The following is a 23,549-nucleotide window of genomic DNA, read 5'->3' as shown; positions in this document are numbered from 1 at the left end:
AAATATTTCGGAACATCCTGCAATAAATCCTCAAGCCGGCCGATAAGGTTGTAGGCGCCACATACCTATTAGAACAGTGGCGCCGTAAGGTCGGAGCAGCGCGTTGACGCTGACTGACCGTGTCGCGGCAGGGACGCTCGCAGCCATTACTTCTGAGAGCGCAGCTATGTCCCTTCGTAACCTGAATATTGCACCTCGAGCTTTCCTTGGTTTTGCGTTCATTGCGTTGCTTGTGGTCATTTTGGGGGTGTTTGCGGTCAACCGCATGACCCTGATTCGCCAGGCATCGGTGGACATGGGCGCCAACCAACTGCCCAGCGTGGGGTATTTGGCGACCATGACCGAAAACGTCCTGCGCCTGCGCATCTTGTCGTTTCGCGTCTTGGTAAACCGCGAACCAGCGGCCCTGCAGGAAGCCCAGACCCGCATGGGCGTTCTGGTGGACAAGGTCAAGACTGCGCAAGCGGCGTATGCCGTCATGCCTGCCGGGGCTGAAGAGGAGGCGTTGTACAAGACGTTCGTCGCCACGCTCGATAATTACCTCCAGGCGCAGTCCGAGATGGTCGCCTTGTCCCAGCAGAACAAGGTCGATGAGATGCGAGCCTTGATCAACAGCCGCATCAAGGACGGTACCGACCTGATGGGCGAGCAGTTGAACAAACTGATCGCCATCAACGCGGCCGATGCCACCCAGGCCGGCAACGAGGCCGGGCAGAGCTACCGTGACGCGATCACGGGCATCATCGCGGTTTCGGTGCTTGCGGCCTTGATGACCGTGCTGCTGGCGTGGTTGTTGACCCGCAGCATCGTCACCCCGCTGCGCAAAGCCCTGGAGGCGGCCGAAGTCATCGCGGGCGGTAACTTGAGCAAAGTGATCACGGACGACGGCAAGGACGAGCCGGCCCGCCTGCTCGGCGCATTGGCCGCCATGCAAACCAACCTGCGCCAGACCATCCAGCACATCGCCGGTTCGGCCACGCAGCTTGCCTCGGCGGCGGAAGAACTCAGTGCCGTCACCGAGGAAGCCTCCAAAGGCCTGCAGCAGCAGAACAACGAAATCGACCAGGCCGCCACGGCGGTCAACGAAATGACCGCTGCGGTGGAAGAAGTGGCGCGCAATGCGGTGTCCACCTCCGAGGCGTCCGGCCAGTCCAACCAGGCCGCGCGGGAAGGGCGCGACCGGGTGGTGGAAACCGTCGGCGCGATCCAGACCATGACCCAGGATGTGCAAAACACCTCGGTATTGATCGAAGGCCTGGCCACTCAGGGCCGTGACATTGGCAAGGTACTGGATGTGATTCGCGCGATTGCCGAGCAGACCAACCTGCTGGCCCTTAACGCTGCGATTGAAGCGGCGCGCGCCGGTGAAGCCGGGCGGGGTTTTGCGGTGGTGGCGGATGAAGTACGCGCCCTGGCCCATCGCACGGCGCAGTCGACCCAGGAGATCGAAAAAATGGTCGCCGGCATCCAGAGCGGTACCGGCGAGGCGGTGAACTCGATGCAGCAGAGCAACCAGCGCACCCAAAGCACCCTGGAAATGGCGCGGGCTGCCGGTGTGGCCCTGGAGCAGATTACCCAGTCCATCAGCCTGATCAACGAACGCAACCTGGTGATCGCCAGCGCCTCGGAAGAGCAGGCCCAGGTGTCCCGCGAAGTGGACCGCAACCTGGTGAACATCCGCGACCTGGCGACCCAGTCGGCAGCGGGCGCCAACCAGACCAGCGCGGCCAGCCATGAACTGTCGCGCCTGGCGGTGGATTTGAACGCGATGGTAGCCAGGTTCGTCATCTAACAGGCACTACAAACAAAATGTAGGAGCTGGCTTGCCTGCGATGCAGACGCCTCGGTGTATCAGGTACACCCCGTTGATGCCATCGCAGGCAAGCCAGCTCCCACAGTAGTCAGTGTTTCCAGGCCGCTGGGTTCACCAGGTTCTTCGGCTTTTCACCGGCCAGCGCCGCCAGCAGGTTGTCCACCGCGCACGTGGCCATCGCCTCTCGTGTCTCATGGGTGGCCGAGCCGATATGCGGTGTCGCCACCACATTGCTCAAGCGCAACAACGGCGAATCATGCCCCAGTGGTTCGCGCACAAACACATCCAGCCCCGCCGCGCGAATCGTGCGCTGTTGCAACGCCTCGATCAGCGCCGGCTCGTCCACCACCTTGCCCCGGGAGATGTTGATAAAGATCGTCTCCGGGCCCATCAGCGCGAACTCTTCAGCGCCAATCAAACCTTCGGTTTCTGCGGTCAAGGGTAAGGTCAGGCACACAAAATCGGCTTGCTGGAGCAGATCCGGCAGGCTGCGGTATTCGGCACCGAAGCGTTGCTCCACCGCAGGCTTTGGCGTGTGGCTGTGGTAGATCACTGGCATGCCGAAACCGAAATGCCCGCGCTGGGCCAACGCTTCGCCAATGCGCCCCATGCCGATAATGCCCAGGGTCTTGCCGTGTACGTCGCTGCCAAAATGCAGCGGGCCGATGTTCTGGTTCCAGTTGCCGGCGCGCACCAGATTGGCCAGCTCCACTACCCGCCGGGCGGTGGCCAGGATCAGCGCAAAACCGGTATCGGCGGTGGTTTCGGTCAGTACGTCGGGGGTGTTGCTGAGTAGGATGCCGCGCTCGGTCAGGTAGTCGATATCGTAGTTGTCGACACCCACCGACACGCTCGCCACGGCCTCAAGCTTCGGCGCCAGGTCCAGCAATTTTGCATCCAGGCGCAAGCTGGCACCGAGCAACCCTTGGGCGGTCGGCAAGGCCTCACGCAGTTTGGCCAGGCCGCTTTCATCCAGCGCCTCGATCAGCGTGACCTCGGCCTGCTGATGCAGACGGGCCATCAGCGGCGCAGAGAGTTTCTTGTAGAGCACGACAGACTTTTTCATCAGGTCTTTACCTTCAATTCAAGGGAATGCAGCGGGGCGCGCTCGCGGTCACTGGCGCCCGGCTTGAGAAAGATCGTCAGCACCACCGACACCAGCAACGCACCGCTCATCAGCAGGTACGAGGCCCCGGGCGAACCGGTGCTGCTGTTGAGGTAACCCACCAGGTAGGAGCCGCCGAACGAGCCGAGGGCGCCCATGCTGTTGATCAGCGCCATGGCGCCGCCGGCGACGTTGGCCGGGAGGATCTCCGGCACAATCGCGAAAAACGGCCCGTACGGCGCGTACATGCAGGCCCCGGCGATCACCAGCAGGGTGTATGACCACCAGAAGTGCTCGGCGCCCAACGCGTAGGACGCATAAAACGCGATGGAGGCGATCAACAACGGTGGCCACACAAAGCGTTTACGTTTTTGCAGTTTGTCCGAGCCCCAGGACACCACCAGCATGCCGATCACCGCCGCCAGATACGGCAGCGCCGACAGCCAGCCGGCCTCCACCATGTCCATTTTCAAGCCGGCCTTGAGGATCGACGGCAGCCACAACACAAAGCCGTACACGCCGATGCTCCAGCAGAAAAACTGCAGCGCCAGGATGATCACCTTGGGCGAGCGGAAGGCCTCGGCGTAATTCTTCACCGCCTTGATGCCCACCTGTTCTTCGGCGAGGGCGGTTTCCAGGTCTTTTTTATGCTGGGCGCTCAACCATTTGGCATCGGCGGGTTTTTCATCCGCCAGCTTCCACCAGATAAACGCCCAGATCACCGCTGGCAAACCTTCGATGATAAACATCCAGCGCCAGCTGAAATGCTGCACCAGATAGCCCGAGACCACTGACATCCACATCATGGTCACGGGGTTGCCGAGGATCAGGAAGGTGTTGGCCCGGGAGCGTTCGGCACGGGTGAACCAGTGGCACAGGTACACGAGCATCGCCGGCATGACGGCGGCTTCGACCACCCCGAGCATGAAGCGGATCACGACCAGCATGTAGGCGTTGGACACCATGCCGGTCAGGGTGGCCAGGCCGCCCCAGAGGATCAGGCTGACAAAAATCAGCTTCTTCACGCTGCGTTTTTGCGCGTAGATCGCGCCCGGCACCTGAAAGAAAAAGTAGCCGAGAAAGAACAGCGCACCGAGCAATGACGACATGCCCGGGGTGATCATCAGGTCTTCGGCCATCCCGGAGGCGGCGGCAAAGCCGTAGTTGGCGCGGTCCAGGTACGCCAGGCTGTAGGTGATAAACACGATGGGCATGATGTACCACCAACGGCGGGTGGCGAGTTTCAACGGTTCCATGGGGTTGCTCCTGAGCTTGTTGTAGTTGTGGCAACAGGTAGTTGTGTAGGCGCGAGCTTGCTCGCGAAAAGCGTAAGGGCGCCGCGTTTATTCAGGTGTCCTGCGTCATCGTTGACGACCTTCGCGAGCAAGCTCGCTCCTACAGTAGGCGGGGAGATCTTCACGCAACGGCAAGCCTTCCATGTCGCCACGGCTCTGTACCGCGCGGCTGCCGATCCAGTTGCCGCGCTGCACGGCCTCGCTGAAGCTTAAATTTTCCAGCAGCGCGCTGATCATGCCCACGGCAAACCCGTCGCCTGCGCCCACCGTGTCGACCACCTTGGCCACCGGCACGGCGGCGACAAACCCCTGGTCCAGCTGGGTGCGGTAATACGCGCCGTGGGGGCCGAGCTTGATGGCCACGGCTTCCACGCCCTGGTCCAGGTAGAACGCGGCGATGTCGGCCGGGTCTTCAAAGCCAGTGAGCAAGCGGCCTTCGCTCAAGCCCGGCAGCACCCAATCCGCCAGGCAGGCGAGGGCGTTGATTTCGCTGATCATGCGTTGCTCGTTTGCCCACAGGGACGGGCGCAGGTTCGGGTCGAAGGACACGCTGCGCCCGGCTGCGCGCATTTGCGTCATCAACTCGCGCGACAGCTCGCGCGTGGCGTCCGACAGCGCCGGCGGAATGCCGGTGGCGTGCAGATGCCGGGCTTGCAACAGCTCGGGCTTGATCGCCTCCACCGACAAATGGCTGGCCGCGGAGCCACGGCGGAAGTATTCCACCTGCGGGTCATCGCCGGCTTCTTCACGGGACTTGAGCTGAAAGCCCGTGGGGTGCAACGGATCGACCGCCACATGCCGGCAGTCCAGGCCTTCGTTTTGCAGGGTGTCCACCACAAAGCGCCCGAGGGAATCGGCACCTACGCGGCTCAACCACGCCACGTTGAAACCCAGGCGTGACAGGCCGATGGCGACGTTGCTGTCGGCGCCGGCAATGCGCTTGTGAAACTGCGCAACCTGGGCCAGGTCGCCGGTCTGTTCGGCGACAAACATCGCCATGGTTTCACCAAACGACAGGATATCGATCTCAGACATGTGCGTTCTCCACGCGGGGCTGGCCGAGGACGGCGAGGGCGGCAACCTGCTGCGCGGTGACGTGCACCAGGTCATCACCTTGCAGCGGAAATTCCACGGCCCGGGTAATACCTTGAGTCATGTGCCCCAGCAGTTGTTCCCACAGATGCAGGTCGGCAGCGCCCGGCGGCAGGGCCACCAGCTTGCCGTCGGCGCGGCGGGCCACGGCCTTGCAGTGCAGGTAATCCACATGCCGGCCCAGCAGGCGCGCGGCGGTGATCGCGGATTGGTCCTGCCATTGCCAGTTGCCGATATCGAAGGTCATCTTCACCGGCAGGGCCAGGCGTTCGACTTCGTTGAAAAACCGCTGCATCGGCTCGATGCGCCCGCCGTGCAGGGTCTGGTCGTTTTCCACCAGCAGCTTGACCGGATGCCGGTTGAGCAGGGCGCTCAAGCTGTCCAGGTCGTTGGTGTCGGTGAAATAGCCCAGGGATACTTTCAGCCAGCGGGCGCCGAATGCCTGGGCGCGGTCGAGGGTGGCGGCGAGTTCGGCGCTGGGTTGGGAGCGGCCAGCAACCCAGAGTTCCAAGGGCGATGAAAACACGCATTCCAGGTGGTGATCCGCCGCGGCTTGGGCCAGTTCAGCGGGCTGCTCGGTGGTCAGCAGCTCTTCACGCCATTCGATGCGTTGCGCGCCGGCGGCAGCCAGCACCTCGACGAAACTCAACTGGCCTTGCTGGCGGACCAGGTCGGCACCGTAGCTGGAAAGGCTGATGGAAACGGGGTATTTATGCATTGTTGTTTACCTCTGAAACCGGTTTCATTTTTATTCGAAAAATGTTGAATTGAACCAGGCGTAGCAGCTGTCGAGCCCGGGCGAGGCTGCGTCGGCGGTGTACCTGACACATCGCAACCGCAGCCTCGCCCGGGCTCGACAGCTGCTACGGGCACCTGGTGGAGCCTCGAATGATCAGTTGCGGCAAGAAGTCCAGGGTGCGTGGGGGCTGGCTATCGCCGCGCAAGCGCTTGAGTAAACAGTCAAACGCACTGGCGCCAATGGCCTCGGTGGGCTGGGCGAGGGCGGTGATGCCGTTGCCCACCAGCGGGTACCAGTCGAGGTCATCCAGGGCGATCAGGCCTACGTCATCAAACAGGTCGCAGCCTAGATTTTTCAATGCGCGGGTACACGCCAGTGCCGCGATTCCGTTGGCGCAGAACAACGCCTTGGGGCCGGATTTGCCTAGAAACTTTTGCAGATGCTGTTCCAGTTCGCCGTCCAACTCCAGTACGGCGCCGGTCAACGCCGGACGGTTGGTAATCTCCGCCTTGAAACTGTCCAGCCGTTCCAACCTTGAGCTGGTGCCATCGGGCGCTTCGCTGACCAATAGCAGGTCGCGGTAGCCTTGCTGTTCGAGGTGCTCCACGGCCATGCGTACGGCCACCGGGTTATCCAGCCCCACCAGGTCGCTGTGCAGCGGTTCGACCTTGCGGTCCACCAGCACCAGGGGAATTTCCCGTTGCAGTTCCAGCAAAAGGCCTCGGTGATGGCCGAGGGTGTTCACGATCAGGCCTTCGATGTTGTAGGCGCGCAGGGCCGCCAGGTGCTGGCGCTCCTGTTCGTCATCGCGGTCGGTGTTGCACACCACCAGGCTGTAGCCGTGCTGGCGGCAGGCGGTTTCCACGCCGTGCATCACGGCAATCGAATACGGGTTGCGGATATCGGCCACCAGCATGCCGATCAGGCGGGTGCGCCCACGTTTCAGGCCGCGGGCCATCTGGTTGGGGCGGTAGCCCAGTTCGTCGATGGCCTGTTCGATGCGCAGGGCGATGGCATCGGAGAGTAGGGCGCGGTCGTCGCCGATAAAACGCGACACGCTGGCCTTGGACACACCGGCGCGCTCGGCGACGTCAAGCATGGTCACGCGGCTGCGTTGGGCGGCGGAAAAAGTAGTCACGGCGGCGGGCCTTTCTTATTGGATTTATCTGGGCTCCAAGGCGAAACCAATAGCTGAAACCGGTTTCAGGAAACACCAAGTAGGAAATTTCGTCAAGAGCTGCTCAGTAACCGCCCTGGCAGCAAGGCCGAGCAAAAGCGACGAATGGAGGGGCCCACCTGTTAATTCTGACAGTATCCGGACGAAGAAATCGGGCGCTTAATTCTCTCAACGCCACTTGGTATACACACGCCGCCTGCCGGCCGGCCACTGTTCACCCTGTTGAGGATTAAACCCATGTCTGACGTCACTGAATCCACTTACCTGATCAAACCCTTGGGCGCGGACGACGGGGGCACCGTGTTGCTGGACCCGATGGACATACCCGGCGTCGACAGTGGTGACCCTCGGGGCCTGATCCCGCGCTCGCGCCTGCAGGGCCCGCTGCAGGTCAACATCCCGATGTGGAACCCGCCACCCGAGCCTTTGGATGAGCCGCACACCGTGCGCCTTCACTGGGTGTGGGCGGGTGTCGATGAGGTGGTTGATTCGCGGCAGGTGTTTGGCCCGCCACCCCCTCTGGCCGCGGTTATCTCACTGGAGGTGCCCCTGTCACGATTGACTGATGAGGGCTCCGGCACCGCGCAACTTTACTACTCGGTTGAGGATTCCTTTGGCGGCGTCAGTGAGTTGATTCCCAGAAGAACACTCACCATCGATCTGGACTCGCCTGAGTTACTGAACCCACTGGATACTGTGGATTTTGTCGTTGCCCCGACCCCGAACGTCGATGAGCAATACCTGCTCGATAACGTGCCAGTGGGGTTCAATATTCCGTTCTATACCGTGCGCGCGGCCAATGACCGGCTTGAGTTCTACGTGTCCAACCGGGATAACCCGCCGTTAAGCGCGCCAGACGCTGAGTACGTGATTGCGTCAACCTCCGACCCGCTGATTGCTTACGTGGACCCCGATATTTTTCGCAGGTTGAACAACGGCGACGCCTATATTTTCTACCGCATTTTTGACGAGGCGGGTAATTTCAGCAGCCAGAGTGCCGGACTGCTGTTTCAGCTGGCACTTACGCCGTTGCCGAGCAACTTGCCGCGTCCGCAAATTCGGCCACCAGCGTACGACGACAGCCTGATCAAGCGCGATGATGCACGTCGTGGCGTGTTCATGCGTATTGACCCCGCCTACGACGATTGGGCGCCGGGGGACCAGGTAATCGCCTATTGGAATGCCCGTCCGACAGTCCCGCAGCCGGTACTGGGCTTCCCGTGTGATGTGGAAATTCCATGGCTGATCCTTAGGGGCACTGAGCCTGTACTGGTTCCCGAAGCAGCGGTGGTGCGCTACGAAATCATTCGCAGCCCCCAGCCTCCATTTCGTTCCTTATCGGAACGTTTCAATGTCGACCTGACGATTGCCGGCCAGGACCATTCCAATGCGCCCGCATTGCTTAACCCGGACCTGGCCAGAGTCACGGTGATAGGGCGCGGCTCCAGGACTCCCAATCAGCTCAATCATCTGGATCGTGGGCTGGATGCCCAGGCATTTGTTCCTTTGTTCGCAGGCCCGGTCGCGGGTCAATTGCTCAGCCTGTTCTGGAACAATGTTGGGCCGGTGGCCAGCCATCGCGTGCAGTTGGGTGAGGTAGGAGGGCAGCTCGTGTGGTTTACCGATATCCCCTGGAGCCTGATCGAGGGGACGGTCAATCCACTGTTGCCGGTCCATTACCTCACCAGTAATGGGGTCAACGAACAACAGTCACTGCCAACTTTTGTGGATGTCGATGTGACGGCGCTGATTGACTTTACCCCTCCGCAAGTTCAGCACACCCTGACTAACGAGTATCTGGTCTGTTGTTCTTCGCCTTCTCCGTTATATGGCGTGCGTTGGTTGATTCCGGGCAATATCGGCCTGCAACTTAACGATCAAGTGCATTTCTACTGGAAATGCTATGGGCGTAATAACTGGGAACAGCCTATTGCTGGCGCTGAATACGACGAAACTATCCAGGTGCTGCAACCCCATATTGATAACGGCATTAACATTGTGGTGGAACCGTTCGACCGGACCCTGGAGCCTGCGCGCAACTACGGTTCAGCTATCGCCAGTTTCGAAGTGTGGCGCAACCTGGGCAAGGTGGGTGACTCCCGGCCAGACGTCAAGGGGACCGGACATATCCGTATCGACCTGACCTTTTCAGGGGGTGGGTTTTGTAAGCCGGGTGATGTCATTAGTTGCACTAATGATGGAAAGGCAACGTTGGTCGAAGATTAAAAAACTGAGTGTACTCGTTGTTGTGCAGGGAATAGTCAGCGTGTGATAGGCGTGCAAGCGCTTTGTCTCGCGGCGCGAGCGGCTATGTCAACGATAGGGAAGTGTGTGTGATGTGATTCGTCTTACTATCTGGAGACAAGTAATGAAAAAGGAAACGATCGACTTTATCCGTAACTATGCAAAGAATCGAAGTGCCGATCCGGGTGTCTTGAATTTGCCTGATGGTCGTTTTGAAGGTGGGGTGCCTGGCTTTCCTGGATTGATCTCACGGGAATTCAACCTGCGTGAGAATATGAATTTCTTCATTCCACGATGGCCTGACTTCAGTACCAATCCGGCTGCTCCCGATACTGTCACTGTCTGGTGGAAAAATTTCGATGACAGCGAGTGGGGCGATCCCATTTATTCGTTTACCGTTGTTAACCCAGGGGCTGAGGTACCGGTAAACATCGCTCAAGGTCGGCGGCCCGCAGGGCGGTACGAGACCATGTACGAAGTTTACGTTGCTGGTCCTGACAACGAGACCCGATCAGTTCCGCAGGCCGTTATCGTTGACCTGTCACCACCGTATGCCAGCTTCCCCGGTGCGCCGCCGGGGCCTATACCACCTGGCGACCTGCCCACACCTGCCGACCGTGACTACTTTGAAGGCAAGCCCAATGAGTCCGCAGTGTTTACGATCCCGGATTATGTGGCGCAAGGTCGCGCTGCGGGCGATTGGGCGTATCTTTACTATAATGGTTCCGATGAGCCCTATGCCCCCAGCCCGCCTGATCCTTCGCCACGTTGGACTCTGCCTGCGGACCTGAGCTTCCCATTGCCATTATCGGTGGTTGACGCCAGCCCGGATGGCCTGCGCAGTTTGCGGTATGAGTTGTTCGACGCAGCAGGAAACCCGGCGCGGCTTTCTGCTTCCTACAGCCTGGACGTGGGTCTGTTTCCGGCCCCTGAGAACCTCCTGGCACCGCTGGTTGCCCGAACCTCGCCCCCCAGCGACGAATTGATTGATCGGGAGGATGTAGGGCTGGACGGCGGCATGATCGTGCGTATTCCTGAATATACGAACTTTCTGCGCAACGCCGATGGAGATGAAATCCTTGTCACACTGACGACGAGCATCGCCACCGTTGACTTGGATGCCCAGCCGCTGGGCAGCAGCCGGTTCCCGGCGGAGGTTCACGTTCCGTACAGGGTATTGGAAGACCTCTATGGCGCCACTCGAGGGCTATTGCCGTTGACGGTTTCCTATGTGGTGCGGCGGCGATCTGTCGACTACCCGGCGATACCGACCACCACCGTCAACCTGGACTTATTTGTTGTCGGCCCCACTCCCATTGGCCCGGACCCGATCAACGATGACCTGCTGCCCGTAGTCGTGAACGGGGAAGACGCAACCGGTACCGAAGGCCCCGACGACGTGCTGGAGCGCGACCACGCCAACCGGCCCGCGATCGCCCGGGTAACGTTATGGAGTACGGCACCCACGCCGGATGCCAGCGACTTTACGATCCGCCTTTTCTATTCGGGCGAACTCGTTGCTACCCAACTGGTGACAGGCGCATCGGCTGGCCAGGTGATTACGCTCTCAATCCCGTGGAGCTTCATTGAGCGTCACGGCAATGGCCGCAAGACGGTGTTCTACACCATTGCCCAAGGGGCCAGCACCAACCGCCAGTTTTCACCTGACACGACGGTGACGGTGAACGCCAACTTCAAAGAGCTTGCCGCGCCGCAGGTACGACATCTGTCGGTAGCGGGGTCGATCAACTGCGCTTCGTTCAGGCCTGATACTCCTCCCGGGAACGTAGTGGTGTTTATCCCGTCTTCGGAGCACTTTGAACTGAGGATGGTGGTTACGCTGCACTGGGGGGGTTACAGCGACGATGCAGGAACGATAGCGGTCCCGGCAGCAGTGGGTCGTGTGGACTCCATACCGCTCACGCAAGCCATGATCAATTCGGGGTTCGAGCTGCTCCTGGGGCCCTATGCGACCATCTACAAACCCATCCAGCCCAACTCGGGTGCAAGGCTGGCCGGCTCCGCGCGGATCTGGTACACCATCAACCTGCCTGAAGGACCATTACCTTCCGATGAAGCGCATCCTCTTATTCGCGGGGTTCGGATAGGTGGAACAAATGGCCTGTACTGCGACGGCACTGACGTCCCGCTTCCTTAATACTGTTTGAAGCCTGTTGCCAAAGAGGAGCCTTGCTCCTCTTTGGCATTTTTGCCTTTGAGTCGAGTACAAACTGCATTCACTTTCAGTACAGCACCTTAGGATTAGTCCTACAGATGTTGGGAACAGCTCTGGTTACCTTGGTCGCCGCTTGATTGGCAGGGTCCACACGCTTTTCGGAACCGGCCAGTTTTTTCCGTAAAGGAACGCCAACCCAGAGGTCCGTAAAGATGTCAGCTCCATTCAATTTCAAACCAACTCCCTTAAGCCTTGCCTTCAAGGCCAAGGCCGTCACACTGCTGATGCTCATGGCGCAGCTGTCCGAAGCGCGTGTTGTGACCGGCCCGGATGAAACGGTGCGGCCTGGCCCGCGCCCTGACACTTTTGAATTGCGTGCAGGTTCCCGCCTGACGGTTCTAGGAGTGCCCACCCTGCAAATCACTGCCAATTCCGCAACCCTGATTGTCAATGCCGGCAGCAGCACCCGGGACATTACCGCAATGAACTCCGACATCCGCATCGATGGTTCGGACATCGTTGCGCGGGATTCGGCAGTCGCCGCGGTGCGTCTCACGGGCAGCAACGTGCTGATCACCAACAGCAACGTTACCCACAACAACGGAACCGGGCTGATAGCGGGCCGTTCCCTGGGCGACACCAATGGTTCCAGCGTCACGGTCGTCAACAGCCACATCACCGGCAGCACCCGCGGTGCCTCGGCCAGTGCCTACAGCGTGCTGGACCTGACTGATTCGCGTGTCGAGGCGACCGCTGATAATGGTGTGGGTATCGACCTGTTCAGTGGCCAGGCCCGTGCGTTCAATACCAGCATCGTTGGTGGAGACATTGGCGTGAAGATGGGCGTGGATAACGACCCGACTGTTGCCAGCAGCCTGATCCTCGACCGCTCGAACGTCGAGGGGAGGACCGGTTCGGCGATTCAGGTCGGCTCGTTCAGGCCCGGGGAATCCACCCTCGCTGATATTCATGTACTCAATGGCTCCACGCTGACCGGCGCAAACGGTGTGCTGCTGGAAGTCATGAACGGCGCCACTGCCAACATGAACGTCGACCGCAGCTTCCTGGTCGGTGACGTCGTGGTCGAAGACGGCAGCACCGCCACGTTGCAGCTCAACAATGGCTCCTGGCTCACCGGCAAACTGCAGAACGTCGCCGAGTTGAGCGTCAATTCAGCGTCCCACTGGATGCTGGTGGATGACAGTTCAGTCGGCGACCTGATCATGGGCGGCGGCACCGTGCACTTTGGCGGCGCCGATGAGTTCTTCCAGTTGGACGTCAACAGCCTGTCGGGTGACGGCAGCTATGAGATGCACACCGACTTCAGCACTGGCCAGACCGACTTGCTCAACGTCAACGGGGTTGCCACGGGCAACCACAGCCTGCTGTTGGCGGCGACCGGCTCCGAGTTGGCGAGTGCCTTGCCGATTCGCGTGGTGCACACCGAGGGTGGCGATGCGCACTTCTCGCTGGACGGCGACACCGTGGATGTGGGCGCCTATTCCTACGGGCTGAAGAAGGAAGACACCGACTGGTACCTCGACCCTAACCGTCGTGGCACCAGCAACAGCACCAAAACCGTGATGGCGTTGTTCAACACGGCCCCCACCGTGCTGTACGGGGAGATGTCCCTGCTGCGTACCCGCATGGGTGAACTGCGCTTCAGCGACGGCCAGAGCAACGGGTTCTGGATGCGTGGCTACGGCAACAAATACGAGGTAGCCGGGAACAAGGACGGTGGTGGCTACACGCAAAACCAGCGCGGCCTGAGCCTGGGTGCCGATGCGCCATTGTCGGGCGCAGATGGCCAGTGGATGGCCGGTGTCATGGCGGGTCACAGCACGTCCGACATCAGCGCCAATACTTCCGGCAGCGGCAAGGTCAACAGCTACTACCTGGGGGGTTATGCCACCTGGATCGACGACGAGAGCGGGATGTACTTCGACGGCGTGGTCAAGCTCAACCGCTTGCACAACGAGGTCAACGTGACCATGAGCGACGGCAAGCGTGCCAAGGGCAACTACACGCAGAACGCCGTGAGCGCATCGGCGGAAGTCGGTCGGCATATCAAGCTCGACGACGGTTACTTTGTAGAACCGTACTCGCAACTGAGCACAGCGATTATCCAGGCGCAAAGTTACGAGCTGGACAACGGCCTGCAGGCCAAGGGTGATCGCACCGCCTCCGTGGTGGGCAAGCTGGGCGTGACAGGTGGCAAGAATATCCAGCTGGAGAGCGGCGGGGTGCTGCAGCCCTACTTGCGTACCGCGTTGGCCCATGAGTTCAACCACAGCAACAAGGTCAAGGTAAACGACCAGCGCTTCAACAATGATGTGTTCGGTTCGCGTATTGAAGTGGCAGCGGGCGTGGCGATGTCGGTGTCGAAGAACGTCAAGCTGCACGCTGATGTTGAACATGCCCAGGGCAAGAAGGTGGATCAGCCGTGGGGGGTTAATGTGGGAGTGCGTTACGATTTCTAGGAAAGAGGGGTAAAGAAAAAAGGAAGCCGAGGCTTCCTTTTTTTGTGGGTGGGTTTTTGGGAGTTAAATAAGTCTGTCCCGGTTGTTTTTAGGTCTTACTAAAGCAGCCTGAGACACCATGCCGGCAAGATGTATTCTGCTCGACCGCCAAAATGTATCAACGGTCCACTGCCCGCACCAATAAAGTTGTACCAATCAGGGACACTAACGTAGCACATCCCATAGGCGGTCCTACGAGTTGGAGGGTTATACACCGAATTTATCCTGAAAATGCTAAAGGGTATGCCTCTTACTGAGTTCATCCAATTTATTTGAGCTTGTCTGATTTGTGCTGTTTCATTGACGAGCAGTTCATAAACATTTGACACGGCGACGGCGTACTGTCTTGACGTCCCGTTTCTGTCCGTCGCTGTAATGACCGCGGAGCCATTACGGTTTCCAATAACCAAACCGGTCGTTGCATTTACTGAAGCAACCGTCGGATTACTGGAGGCATAGGTATAACCTGGGACCCCACCACTTGCTACACGGGTTTGTGTATTGCCTGGGAATTCCTGCCCGGTTCTCGGCCAGTTGATCTTGACGGCATAACCGTTCAGGGCCATTTGACTCTGATCAATCCTCAGCGAAGTAATTACCGTATACATTGCAGTGGGGAACGTAATGGCCGTGGATTCAACGCTGCTGCCATCAAACGTTACCTTGCACGTTACGAAGATGGTGCTGTTGTTAGGCAGCCCGTCCAGCCATGTGCGCAGTACCGCCTTGTTCACCAAACCGGTCGATACTTCTTCCGCCAGCAGGCTGTAGTTTGTCAGCACATACAACGGCGCGCTGCCCGGCATGGCCAGTACCACCCAGAACTTCTGGCCCGTTGCGGCCAATGGGTGAGGGGCAACACTCAAGGTGGCATTGGTGCTGAAGGTATTGAGGTTCAACTGACCGCCTGTAGGGACGCCATTGATCAGCGGCCGAGGCAGCGCCGACGACGGAACACGGTTGACGGTCAGCGCCTGTATCTCTGACGGGACAGTAGTCGTCCCTATCGTCGCCATATAACGGAGCTCGATCAATTTGCCCACGCTGTTGGCGAGAATGTCACGGCTGATCTGAAAGTCGACGCGCTTACTGGTGTTACCGTTCTGCGCCGGGATGGTCGCCATGGTGCCGTCCGGGTAAATCCACTCGAGGGCGATACTGTGGGCCGCGGTCATTTCGTTATAGGCCACCGCCACATAGGCGTTGTTCTGCCAGTCCTGTGGGTCGATGGTCAAGGTCGCGCCTTGCAGATTGGCAAAGGCCGGGCGCGGCAGCGTGGCGGGAATCGACTGGATAATATGCTCGCGCACACCAAACAATACTGCGGTGTTTTTATCAGTGCTTTCGGCCAGGCTGACCCAGAAGCGAATGGTCAGGTGCGCCCCATTCCTGAGGCCTTGCAGCTCCGCCAGCGGTATTGGTTGCGAGACACCCTGGGTGGCGCTTTCTCCTACAGGGGCGGCGATTAAAGTTTCCAGGTAGAACGGGCTGTCGTCGGCGTTGGTACTCGTGTAATCCAGCCACATGTTCTGCCATTCATTGGCCAAAGGCCAGACCGTCACACGGGTGCGGGCTTGAGCAATTAGCTCGTTCGTCGGCAGGATCACGCTGTTGCCGACCCCGTCGATGGTTGGTGTGGGTAACCCACTCAACGGCAGCAGGTCCAGATTCAGAATATCCGACTCATGGAGAAACCCGCTGCGGGTAAAGGTGTATTGCACACTGATGCGGTTACGCTCGTTGCGAATACCCTTGGCAATGGTACGGGCCTCTATCGGTACGCGCACTTCATTGGTGTCGGGGTTGCCCCAACCCGTTTCGACGGTGCTGCCCAGCAGATCGGCCGTCACCCATTTCACCGAAAACGATTCGCTCTCGCGCATGCGCCGGTATTTCACCAGCACCGTTGCACCCGATTGAGCCGCCAGCGGGTCAAGCCGGTCAGGGTACCGCTCGGCTTCCACGACCTCAGGCGCATCCAGTTCCACGCCACGGCCCACGGTCAGGAGGGTCGTAAACGAGCGCAAGGTGAGTTTGGGCAGGGGGTTTTCGCGTTGCAGGCTGTAGGTGATGCGCAGTTGGCCATCGAAGTTGTTATCCAGCACTGCACGGCTCACCTGCAATACCAGTGGCTGGCCCTGTGTCGCACCGTTGATCGTCGACGTACCGCTGGCGGAACCGCCTGTGCCCGTGCCCACAATGTTCCATTGGATATGGTCGCGGCTCTTGGTTAACGTATAGGGTAGCGTCAGCAGCACGGTGTCGCCCACTACGTCAACCGGGTCAACGTTGCCGTCAATCGCGCCCTCCAGGGTGGGGGCCGGCATGGTTTCGAGGCGTTTGTCGACGCGTACTGTCAGCACCCGGGATTTGCGTTCAATCAGCGCACCGTAGGCATGTAACTGGGCATCCGCACCGTCATCGACCAGGTAATACACCGCGACGTCACCTAATCCCTCGAAACGTTGCAGCACCTCGCTGGTGACCCGGCGCGTGCCACCTTGGTCCCCGGCCAGTTGCGGGTCGGAATAGCGCATTCCACCGCCCCCTGGGACAATCTGCTCGATGATTAGGGTTTCCATTGAATCGTAGGCGTGCGGCTGGTACGACGGGATGCTGATAAACGCATCATCGTCCGGGTTGATCAGGCCCAGCTCGCTCGGGGTCACGGTCACTGCCGGCATCGAGGTCGGTGTACCCACCACCGTCACGGTGACACTGCCAGACTGACCCAGATGTCCACCAGTGGCTGTGTGCCAGACGAATGAAACCCTGAACGAGCCGCCGATAACGCGCTCGATCAAATCGCGGTCCACCGGGAAGATCTCTTCCCGACCGTTTCTGACGTTGACAGGATCAAGCACCAGTTGTTCGATCGTGCCGTCCGCCAGTGTGGCCGTCAGGGTAATCGTGACCTGGTTTGCGGGCAGCGGGTTCGGATCCACCCGTGGGGTCTGCAACAGGATTTCAAACAGTGAATTACTTTGCGTGTCGTAGTCGATCTGCCGGCTTTCCGAGTCATCCACCAGGAAACGCGGCGCGCTCATCAAACTGGGGTCCAGTTCGGCGATCAGCGCATATGGCCTGGAGTACTGGTATTTTTCCCCTGAGTAATTCTGAACCACATCGAACACCTTGAAACGCAGGGTGAGTACGCCGCTGAGGCCGCCCTTGAGAATATTTTCCTTGCTGATAAATACCCTGAGCGGCTGGATACCCGCGGCCTCGGCGGCCGTGACCAGGTGCTTGACCTCAACTCCGTCCCAATAGAACTCAATGGTGTCGTTCTTGCGTCTGTTCGGATAGGACTCAATCTCGGCGTATAACCCGCGACTGATTGTGTCCATGTTGATCGTGCTGCTTTCGGGCAAGCCGTCGACCCTCAGTCTCAGTTTACTGTGCCATTTGTCGTCACCATTGTTCTCAATCCCGCCAGGACGGGTGGTCTTGATCAATATGCTTTGCGTCGGCGAGGTGCTTTCCTGGCCACTGCCTGCGCGCAGTACCCGCGCGCGCACTTGCACTTCACCTTCAGGCACGCGTTCGGCGATGACGTACAGGCCAAAACGATCCTGGTCGTCCAGGACGAGACCATCGGCCAGAAGATCATTATTGAGGTACAACTCAAAGGCGTCGAAAATGGCCCAGGTGTGCCATCTTTCCAGGACGAAATACGCATAGGGCTGAACATGCCGAATGCCCAGGCCATAGGCGTAAGGTTCATCGGGATACAGGTCAAGCGAGACCGGCGGGAACGCCGAATAGGGCGGGGCCAGGTCTTCAGCTGTGATCACCGGCAGAGGCGCGGGCTCAAGGAGGGCCAGGGGGCTGTCGGAAACAGGTACACCTGGGTCTTCAATGACTGAGGCATTGTCATCGGGGTCGATCGGTGGGTTGGGCATGCTGACTACTCCTTGCTGGAAGTCACGCACAGCACTGGCTGTGCATATAGGCAAGGGAAATCAAACACCCGCAGGCCCGATAGCGGATAGCTGTGAAAACTGACAGTGCCGACGAATGGTTGTGTCTACACCCAGACGCTCAACCAGCTTGAGACCAGCAGCAAGACCGCCATGCAGCGGTTGAACCGTTGCATGGCCTTGGGCGAACGAAACACCCGGCTGCTTCCGACCCCCAGCAATGCCCATGCGCCGAGGCACGGCAAGGCGATCACAAAGAACGCCAGCGACAGGTACAGCACATGGCTCTGGCGTTCATCGCCATTGCCGGCAAACACACTCACCACCGCCAGGGCCATCATCCAGGTCTTGGGGTTCACCAGTTGCAGGCTGGCGGCGCCGGCCAGGCCCAGGGGTTTTTGCACGGCAGCCGGGTCGATTGGCGCGGCGGGCGCGCTGAAGATCTGCCAGGAGAGGTAGCTGAGCCAGGCGACCCCCAGCCATTGCATCGCTGCCTGCACCCGGGGCAAGTGCGCCAGCGACTGGCCAACGCCGGAACCCACCAGCAGCACAATCCCCGCCGCACCGCCACAAGCACCGAGAATGATCGGCAGCGCCGCTTTCAGCCCGTAACGCGCACTGTTGCTCAACACAAGAATATTTGTCGGCCCAGGGGTGATGGAGGCTACGAAGGCGAACAGCAAAAAAGGCAGCAGGGAAGGGAACACCGGGATACGACTCCTATAAGCAGATTCAATGGAGTCAATCTTCACAAGGGTGTTGTTATCTGTCTGGAAGATTTGAGCAGCGCTTGCGATACGTCGCTGGCGTCAGGCCATACGCCCTCACGAACCAGCGCCCCAGGTGGCTCTGGTCGGCAAAGCCCAGGGCAATCGCCACGTCGGCAGGTTGCTTGCCGTTGGCCAGCCAATGCCGGGCACGGGCCAGGCGCAGTTGCACCAGGTAGGCATGGGGAGGCAGGCCGAAGGCGCTCTTGAAGGCGCGGGTAAGGCGAAAGCGATCGACGCCGCAGGCCAGTGCCAGTTCATCCATGCCCACGTCTTGCTGCAGGTGTGCATGCAGGTATTCCCGGGCCTTGTGCGCCACCCTTGGCAGGCGTGGGTCTTCATGGTAGCGGGTGCGCCAGTGCAGTTGCGCAGTGAGGCGTTCGAGCAGTTGGTCCATCGCCTGTTGCCGCACGATGCGCAGTTCACCCCCGTGCAGGGTCTGGAAGGCCCGGCTGGTGGCCAGGGCCAGGCGCGGGTCGCTGGCCAGGGTGCTGGCAAACCCCAGCTGACTGTCGAGCGGCGCTTCTTCGAACACTGCGCTGACTTCCCGCGCCAACCACTGCGGGTCGAGGTAAAGCATGTGGTAGGTAAAACCGTCCGCCGTGGGCGCGTCGCCGTCGTGCAGCTCGCCGGGCTCCACCAGGAACACCTGGCCGGGCACGCTGTTATGGCGGGTGCGCCGGCAGTTGAACTGCTGCACACCTTGCTCCGTGACGCCCACCAGGTAGCTGTCGTGCCAGTGCGGGTCGTAGGCATGGCCCTCGAAATGTGCGCGCAGGGTCTCGATGCCAGTGTCGGCGTCCTGGGCCAGGTCGATCCAGTTGTGGGCGGCCATAAAATACCTATGGGGTGGAACACTGCAGGAGCGAACAAGCTCGCTCCTGCCGGGTTTAGCGTCTAGAAGGTTTGTGCAGCTTCATCCAAACAAGCCCGCGGCAATGTTGATCGAGAACCCCAGAATCGCCGTATTGAACAGAAACCCGATCAACGACTGCCCCAGTACTACCTTGCGCATCGTACGCGTGGCAACCCCGACGTCTGCCGTTTGCACCGCCACGCCAATGGTGAACGAGAAGTACAGAAAGTCCCAGTAGTTGGGCGTGCGCAAATCCTCGGCAAAACGCAGCGCCGGTTCGGGGCCGTCCCAGGTGTAATACAGGCGCGCGTAATGCACGCTGAAAATCACCCCGATCAACAGCCATGAACCGATCACCGTGAGCCCGGTAAACCCGTAGTGCAACAGGCGTTCGGAACTGCTCAGGTCCTTGCTGCCCACCAGTTCAAAGGTAATGGTTGCCAGGCTGGCAATCGCCGCGATGCACACCATGAACAGCACCAGCCCGGCGTTTTCGTCCTCGATCTCGGCGATGCGTTTTACATCGTCGGCCCGGGAATGGCTGGTCAACCACAGCATCAGCACCAGATAGGTCCAGACCCCGGCGTTCCAGCCAATGAGGATTTTGCTGATGAGCGTGTCGGTGGGAGCCAGCAGGCCTACCGCCAGGCCCAAAACGGCGGCGGAGGACAGGCGCGGGTGGGTGCGTGCGAGGAAGGGCATGGCGCTCACAAATCAGGGATGTGTAAGCACCATAGCGCATTTATGACTTGTGACGCTTGCGCACCAGCTTCATCACCACGACGAAGAACACCGGCACAAACACCACCGCCAGCGTCGCGGTAATCATCCCGCCGATCACCCCGGTACCGATGGCCTGCTGGCTGGCCGAGCTGGCACCGGTGGCAATCGCCAACGGCACCACACCGAGGATGAACGCCAGGGAGGTCATGATGATCGGCCGCAGGCGCAGGCGTGCCGCCTTGACGGTGGCCTCGATCAAATCATCACCCTGATCGTACAGATGCTTGGCGAACTCGATGATCAGGATCGCGTTCTTTGCCGACAGGCCAATGATGGTAATCAGGCCAACTTTGAAGAACACATCGTTGGGCATCCCGCGCAGGGTGACCGCCAGCACCGCGCCGAGCACGCCCAGCGGCACCACCAGCAATACCGCGGTCGGGATCGACCAACTCTCGTACAGCGCGGCCAGGCACAGGAATACGATCAACAGGGACAGGCCCAATAACAACGGTGCCTGGGAGCCGGACAAGCGCTCCTGCAACGACAGGCCGGTCCATTCCATGCCCATGCCGGCCGGCAGTTGCCCCACCAGCCGCTGGAGTTCGTCCATGGCTTCGCCGGTGCTGTAGCCGGGCGCCGCTTCACCGGAAATGGCAATCGCCGGGTAGCCGTTGTAGCGGGTCAGTTGCACCGGTCCCTGGACCCAGCGCGCGTCTACGAAGGACGACAGCGGCACCATGTTACCGGCCGCATTGCGCACATGGATTTTCAACAGGTCGGCCACCTGGCTGCGTTGATCGCCGTCGGCTTGTACCACCACCCGCTGCATGCGGCCCTGGTTGGGGAAGTCGTTGATATAGGCCGAACCGATCGTGGTGGCCAGCACGGTGCTGATGTCGGTAAAGGCGACCCCGAGTGTGTTGGCTTGTTGGCGATCGATTTCCAGCTGCACCTGGGGGGCTTCTGCCAGGCCATTTTCCCGGACGTTGGCGAGCACGGCGCTGTGTGCGGCGCTGTCGAGCAATTGCCCGCGGGCCGCCATCAACGTCGAATAGCCAAGGCCGCCACGGTCTTGCAGGCGCAGCTCAAAACCGCTGGAAGTGCCCAAACCGTCGACCGGCGAGGGTTGTACGCTGTACACCACCGCCTCCTTGAACTGGGCGAACGCCTGGTTGGCGCGCTCGCCGATAGCGGCGGCCGAATCCCGGGCCGAACGCAGCGACCAATCCTTCAGGCTGGTATACACCATCGCCGCGTTTTGCCCGCTGCCGGGAAAGCTGAAACCCAGAATCACCGTGGTATCGGCCACTCCCGGTTCGCCGGCATTGTGCGCTTCGATCTGCCGGGCGATCTCCACCGTGCGCTGCTTGCTCGCACCCGGCGGCAGCTGGATGTCGGTGATGGTGTAGCCCTGGTCTTCCTCCGGCAAAAAGGAGGAGGGCAGGCGGCTGAACAACAACCCCATCGCCACCACCAGCACGCCATACACCATCAGGTAACGGCCGCTGTGCTTGAGGGCGCGGGTCACCTGGTGTTGGTAACCGTCGCTCAGGTGCTCGAAGCGTCGGTTGAACCAGCCAAAGAAACCCGCCCTGGCATGCTGCTCACCCTGGGCCATGGGCTTGAGCAAGGTGGCGCACAAGGCCGGGGTCAGGGTCAGGGCGAGAAACGCAGAAAACAGGATGGAGATGGCCATCGACAGGGAAAATTGCTGGTAAATCACGCCGATCGAACCCGGCATGAACGCCATCGGGATAAACACCGCCACCAGTACCAGGGTGATCCCGATAATCGCGCCGCTGATCTGGCCCATGGCCTTGCGCGTCGCCTCCTTCGGTGACAGGCCTTCGCTGAGCATGATCCGTTCCACGTTCTCCACCACCACAATCGCATCGTCCACCAGGATGCCGATGGCCAGCACCATGCCGAACATGGTCAATACGTTGATGGAGAATCCCATCGCCAGCATCGTGGCAAAGGTACCCATCAACGCCACCGGTACCACCAGCGCCGGGATCAGGGTGTAGCGGATGTTCTGCAAAAACAGGTACATCACCAGAAACACCAGCAGCATTGCCTCGCCCAAGGTCATCAGCACCTTGAGGATCGAGGCGTGGACGAAGGGCGAGGTGTCGTAGGGAATCATGTAGCGCACGCCGTCGGGAAAGTAGCGGGACAACTCGTCCATCTTCTCGCGCACCAGCGCCGCAGTGCGCAGGGCGTTGGCCCCGGGTGACAACTGCACGCTGACCTCGGTGGAAGGCTCGCCATTCAAGCGGGTGGAGAACTGATATTCCTGGCTGCCGATTTCCACCCGCGCCACATCGCCGATACGCACAGTGGTGCCGTCTGGGTTGGCCTTGAGCACGATGTTGGCGAATTCCTGAGGCGTCGAGAGTTGGCCCTTGACCAGGATCGAGGCGGTAATTTCCTGGGTCGCGGGCCCCGGCAAGTCACCGATGCTGCCCGCTGACACCTGGGCGTTTTGCCCGGCGATGGCGGCGTTCACATCGGCAGGCGTCAGGTTGAAGCCCAGTAGCTTCTGCGGGTCGATCCAGATGCGCATGGCGCGCTCCGAGCCGAACAACCGTGCGCGGCCAACCCCGTCCAGGCGCTTGATTTGGTTGACCACGTTGCGCGCCAGGTAGTCGCTGAGGGCGGTGGCGTCGAGGGTGCCATGGCGGGCGGTGAGGCTGATGATCAGCAGCAGTCCCGAGGAGACACGCTCGATCCGAAGCCCTTGGGCGATCACTTCGCGAGGCAGGCGCGGCTCCACGGTCTTCAGGCGGTTTTGCACGTCGACTTGCGCCAACTCAGGATGCGTGCCGGGCTGGAACGTGGCGGTGATGGTCGAGGTGCCGAGGTTGCTCTGGGACTGGAAATACAACAGGTTGTCGGCGCCGCTGAGTTCCTGCTCGATCAGGCTCACGACCGTGTCATCCAGGGTTTGCGCGGACGCGCCGGGATACGTCGCGACAATTTCGATTTGCGGCGGGGCCACGTTCGGGTGTTGCGCCACCGGCAGTTGCGGAATGGCCAACGCGCCGGCCAGTAAAATAAACAGCGCCAGGACCCAGGCAAAAATCGGTCGCTCAATAAAGAAGTGCGGCATGGTGGATC

General features: G+C 60.3%; 14 protein-coding genes. 4 read left to right on the top strand and 10 right to left on the bottom strand.

Annotation, left to right across the window (positions count from 1 at the left end; translation table 11 throughout):
- Positions 1 to 166: 166 nt before the first annotated feature.
- Positions 167 to 1,792 carry a methyl-accepting chemotaxis protein gene (locus tag RGV33_RS18730; protein WP_322145567.1) on the top strand — a complete coding sequence of 542 codons (1,626 nt, stop codon included), beginning with the start codon at positions 167 to 169 and terminating at the stop codon, positions 1,790 to 1,792.
- Between the two features lie 109 nt (positions 1,793 to 1,901).
- On the opposite strand, the gene RGV33_RS18725 is transcribed toward RGV33_RS18730, so the two are convergent.
- The 5 genes from RGV33_RS18725 to RGV33_RS18700 all read right to left on the bottom strand — a co-directional run bounded on the left by RGV33_RS18725 (position 1,902) and on the right by RGV33_RS18700 (position 7,182).
- Positions 1,902 to 2,879, bottom strand: coding sequence for an NAD(P)-dependent oxidoreductase (locus RGV33_RS18725; protein WP_322145566.1), 978 nt, complete (start codon positions 2,877 to 2,879; stop codon positions 1,902 to 1,904).
- Complete coding sequence (locus tag RGV33_RS18720; protein ID WP_322145565.1) at positions 2,879 to 4,174, bottom strand: MFS transporter; 1,296 nt, start codon at positions 4,172 to 4,174, stop codon at positions 2,879 to 2,881. The genes RGV33_RS18725 and RGV33_RS18720 overlap by 1 nt, the downstream gene beginning before the upstream one ends.
- Positions 4,175 to 4,279: 105 nt before the next feature.
- Complete coding sequence (locus RGV33_RS18710; RefSeq protein ID WP_322145564.1) at positions 4,280 to 5,248, bottom strand: sugar kinase; 969 nt, start codon at positions 5,246 to 5,248, stop codon at positions 4,280 to 4,282.
- Complete coding sequence (locus RGV33_RS18705) at positions 5,241 to 6,023, bottom strand: sugar phosphate isomerase/epimerase family protein (protein WP_322145563.1); 783 nt, start codon at positions 6,021 to 6,023, stop codon at positions 5,241 to 5,243. The genes RGV33_RS18710 and RGV33_RS18705 overlap by 8 nt, the downstream gene beginning before the upstream one ends.
- A gap of 145 nt (positions 6,024 to 6,168) precedes the next feature.
- Entirely contained in the window at positions 6,169 to 7,182 is a 1,014-nt protein-coding gene (locus RGV33_RS18700; RefSeq protein WP_322145562.1) for a LacI family DNA-binding transcriptional regulator, read from the bottom strand.
- Between the two features lie 276 nt (positions 7,183 to 7,458).
- On the opposite strand from RGV33_RS18700, the gene RGV33_RS18695 reads away from it, so the two are divergent.
- The 3 genes from RGV33_RS18695 to RGV33_RS18685 all read left to right on the top strand — a co-directional run bounded on the left by RGV33_RS18695 (position 7,459) and on the right by RGV33_RS18685 (position 14,121).
- A complete protein-coding gene (locus RGV33_RS18695) occupies positions 7,459 to 9,447 on the top strand; it encodes a hypothetical protein (RefSeq protein WP_322145561.1) in 1,989 nt (662 codons plus the stop codon).
- Positions 9,448 to 9,589: 142 nt separating this feature from the next.
- On the top strand, positions 9,590 to 11,623 hold the full coding sequence (locus RGV33_RS18690) for a hypothetical protein (protein ID WP_322145560.1): 2,034 nt from the start codon (positions 9,590 to 9,592) through the stop codon (positions 11,621 to 11,623).
- Positions 11,624 to 11,853: 230 nt separating this feature from the next.
- Positions 11,854 to 14,121: an autotransporter outer membrane beta-barrel domain-containing protein gene (locus tag RGV33_RS18685; RefSeq protein ID WP_322145559.1), complete on the top strand. Its 2,268-nt coding sequence runs from the start codon at positions 11,854 to 11,856 to the stop codon at positions 14,119 to 14,121.
- 98 nt (positions 14,122 to 14,219) lie between these two features.
- On the opposite strand, the gene RGV33_RS18680 is transcribed toward RGV33_RS18685, so the two are convergent.
- From RGV33_RS18680 to RGV33_RS18660, 5 genes are all read right to left on the bottom strand, one after another.
- Positions 14,220 to 18,062, bottom strand: a complete 3,843-nt coding sequence (locus RGV33_RS18680; RefSeq protein WP_322145558.1) for an Ig-like domain-containing protein — start codon at positions 18,060 to 18,062, stop codon at positions 14,220 to 14,222.
- Between the two features lie 125 nt (positions 18,063 to 18,187).
- Positions 18,188 to 18,787: a LysE family translocator gene (locus RGV33_RS18675; RefSeq protein ID WP_322145557.1), complete on the bottom strand. Its 600-nt coding sequence runs from the start codon at positions 18,785 to 18,787 to the stop codon at positions 18,188 to 18,190.
- 55 nt (positions 18,788 to 18,842) lie between these two features.
- Positions 18,843 to 19,682 carry an AraC family transcriptional regulator gene (locus RGV33_RS18670; protein WP_322145556.1) on the bottom strand — a complete coding sequence of 280 codons (840 nt, stop codon included), beginning with the start codon at positions 19,680 to 19,682 and terminating at the stop codon, positions 18,843 to 18,845.
- A gap of 81 nt (positions 19,683 to 19,763) precedes the next feature.
- The gene (locus RGV33_RS18665) at positions 19,764 to 20,405 is read right to left on the bottom strand and encodes a DUF1345 domain-containing protein (RefSeq protein ID WP_322145555.1); all 642 of its coding nucleotides are present in this window, start codon (positions 20,403 to 20,405) and stop codon (positions 19,764 to 19,766) included.
- A 40-nt stretch (positions 20,406 to 20,445) separates the two neighbouring features.
- On the bottom strand, positions 20,446 to 23,541 hold the full coding sequence (locus RGV33_RS18660; protein WP_322145554.1) for an efflux RND transporter permease subunit: 3,096 nt from the start codon (positions 23,539 to 23,541) through the stop codon (positions 20,446 to 20,448).
- Positions 23,542 to 23,549: the final 8 nt, after the last annotated feature.

It is taken from the genome of Pseudomonas sp. Bout1, assembly GCF_034314165.1.
Taxonomy (GTDB): Bacteria; Pseudomonadota; Gammaproteobacteria; order Pseudomonadales; family Pseudomonadaceae; genus Aquipseudomonas.
This window is presented reverse-complemented; position numbering and strand designations above follow the sequence as displayed.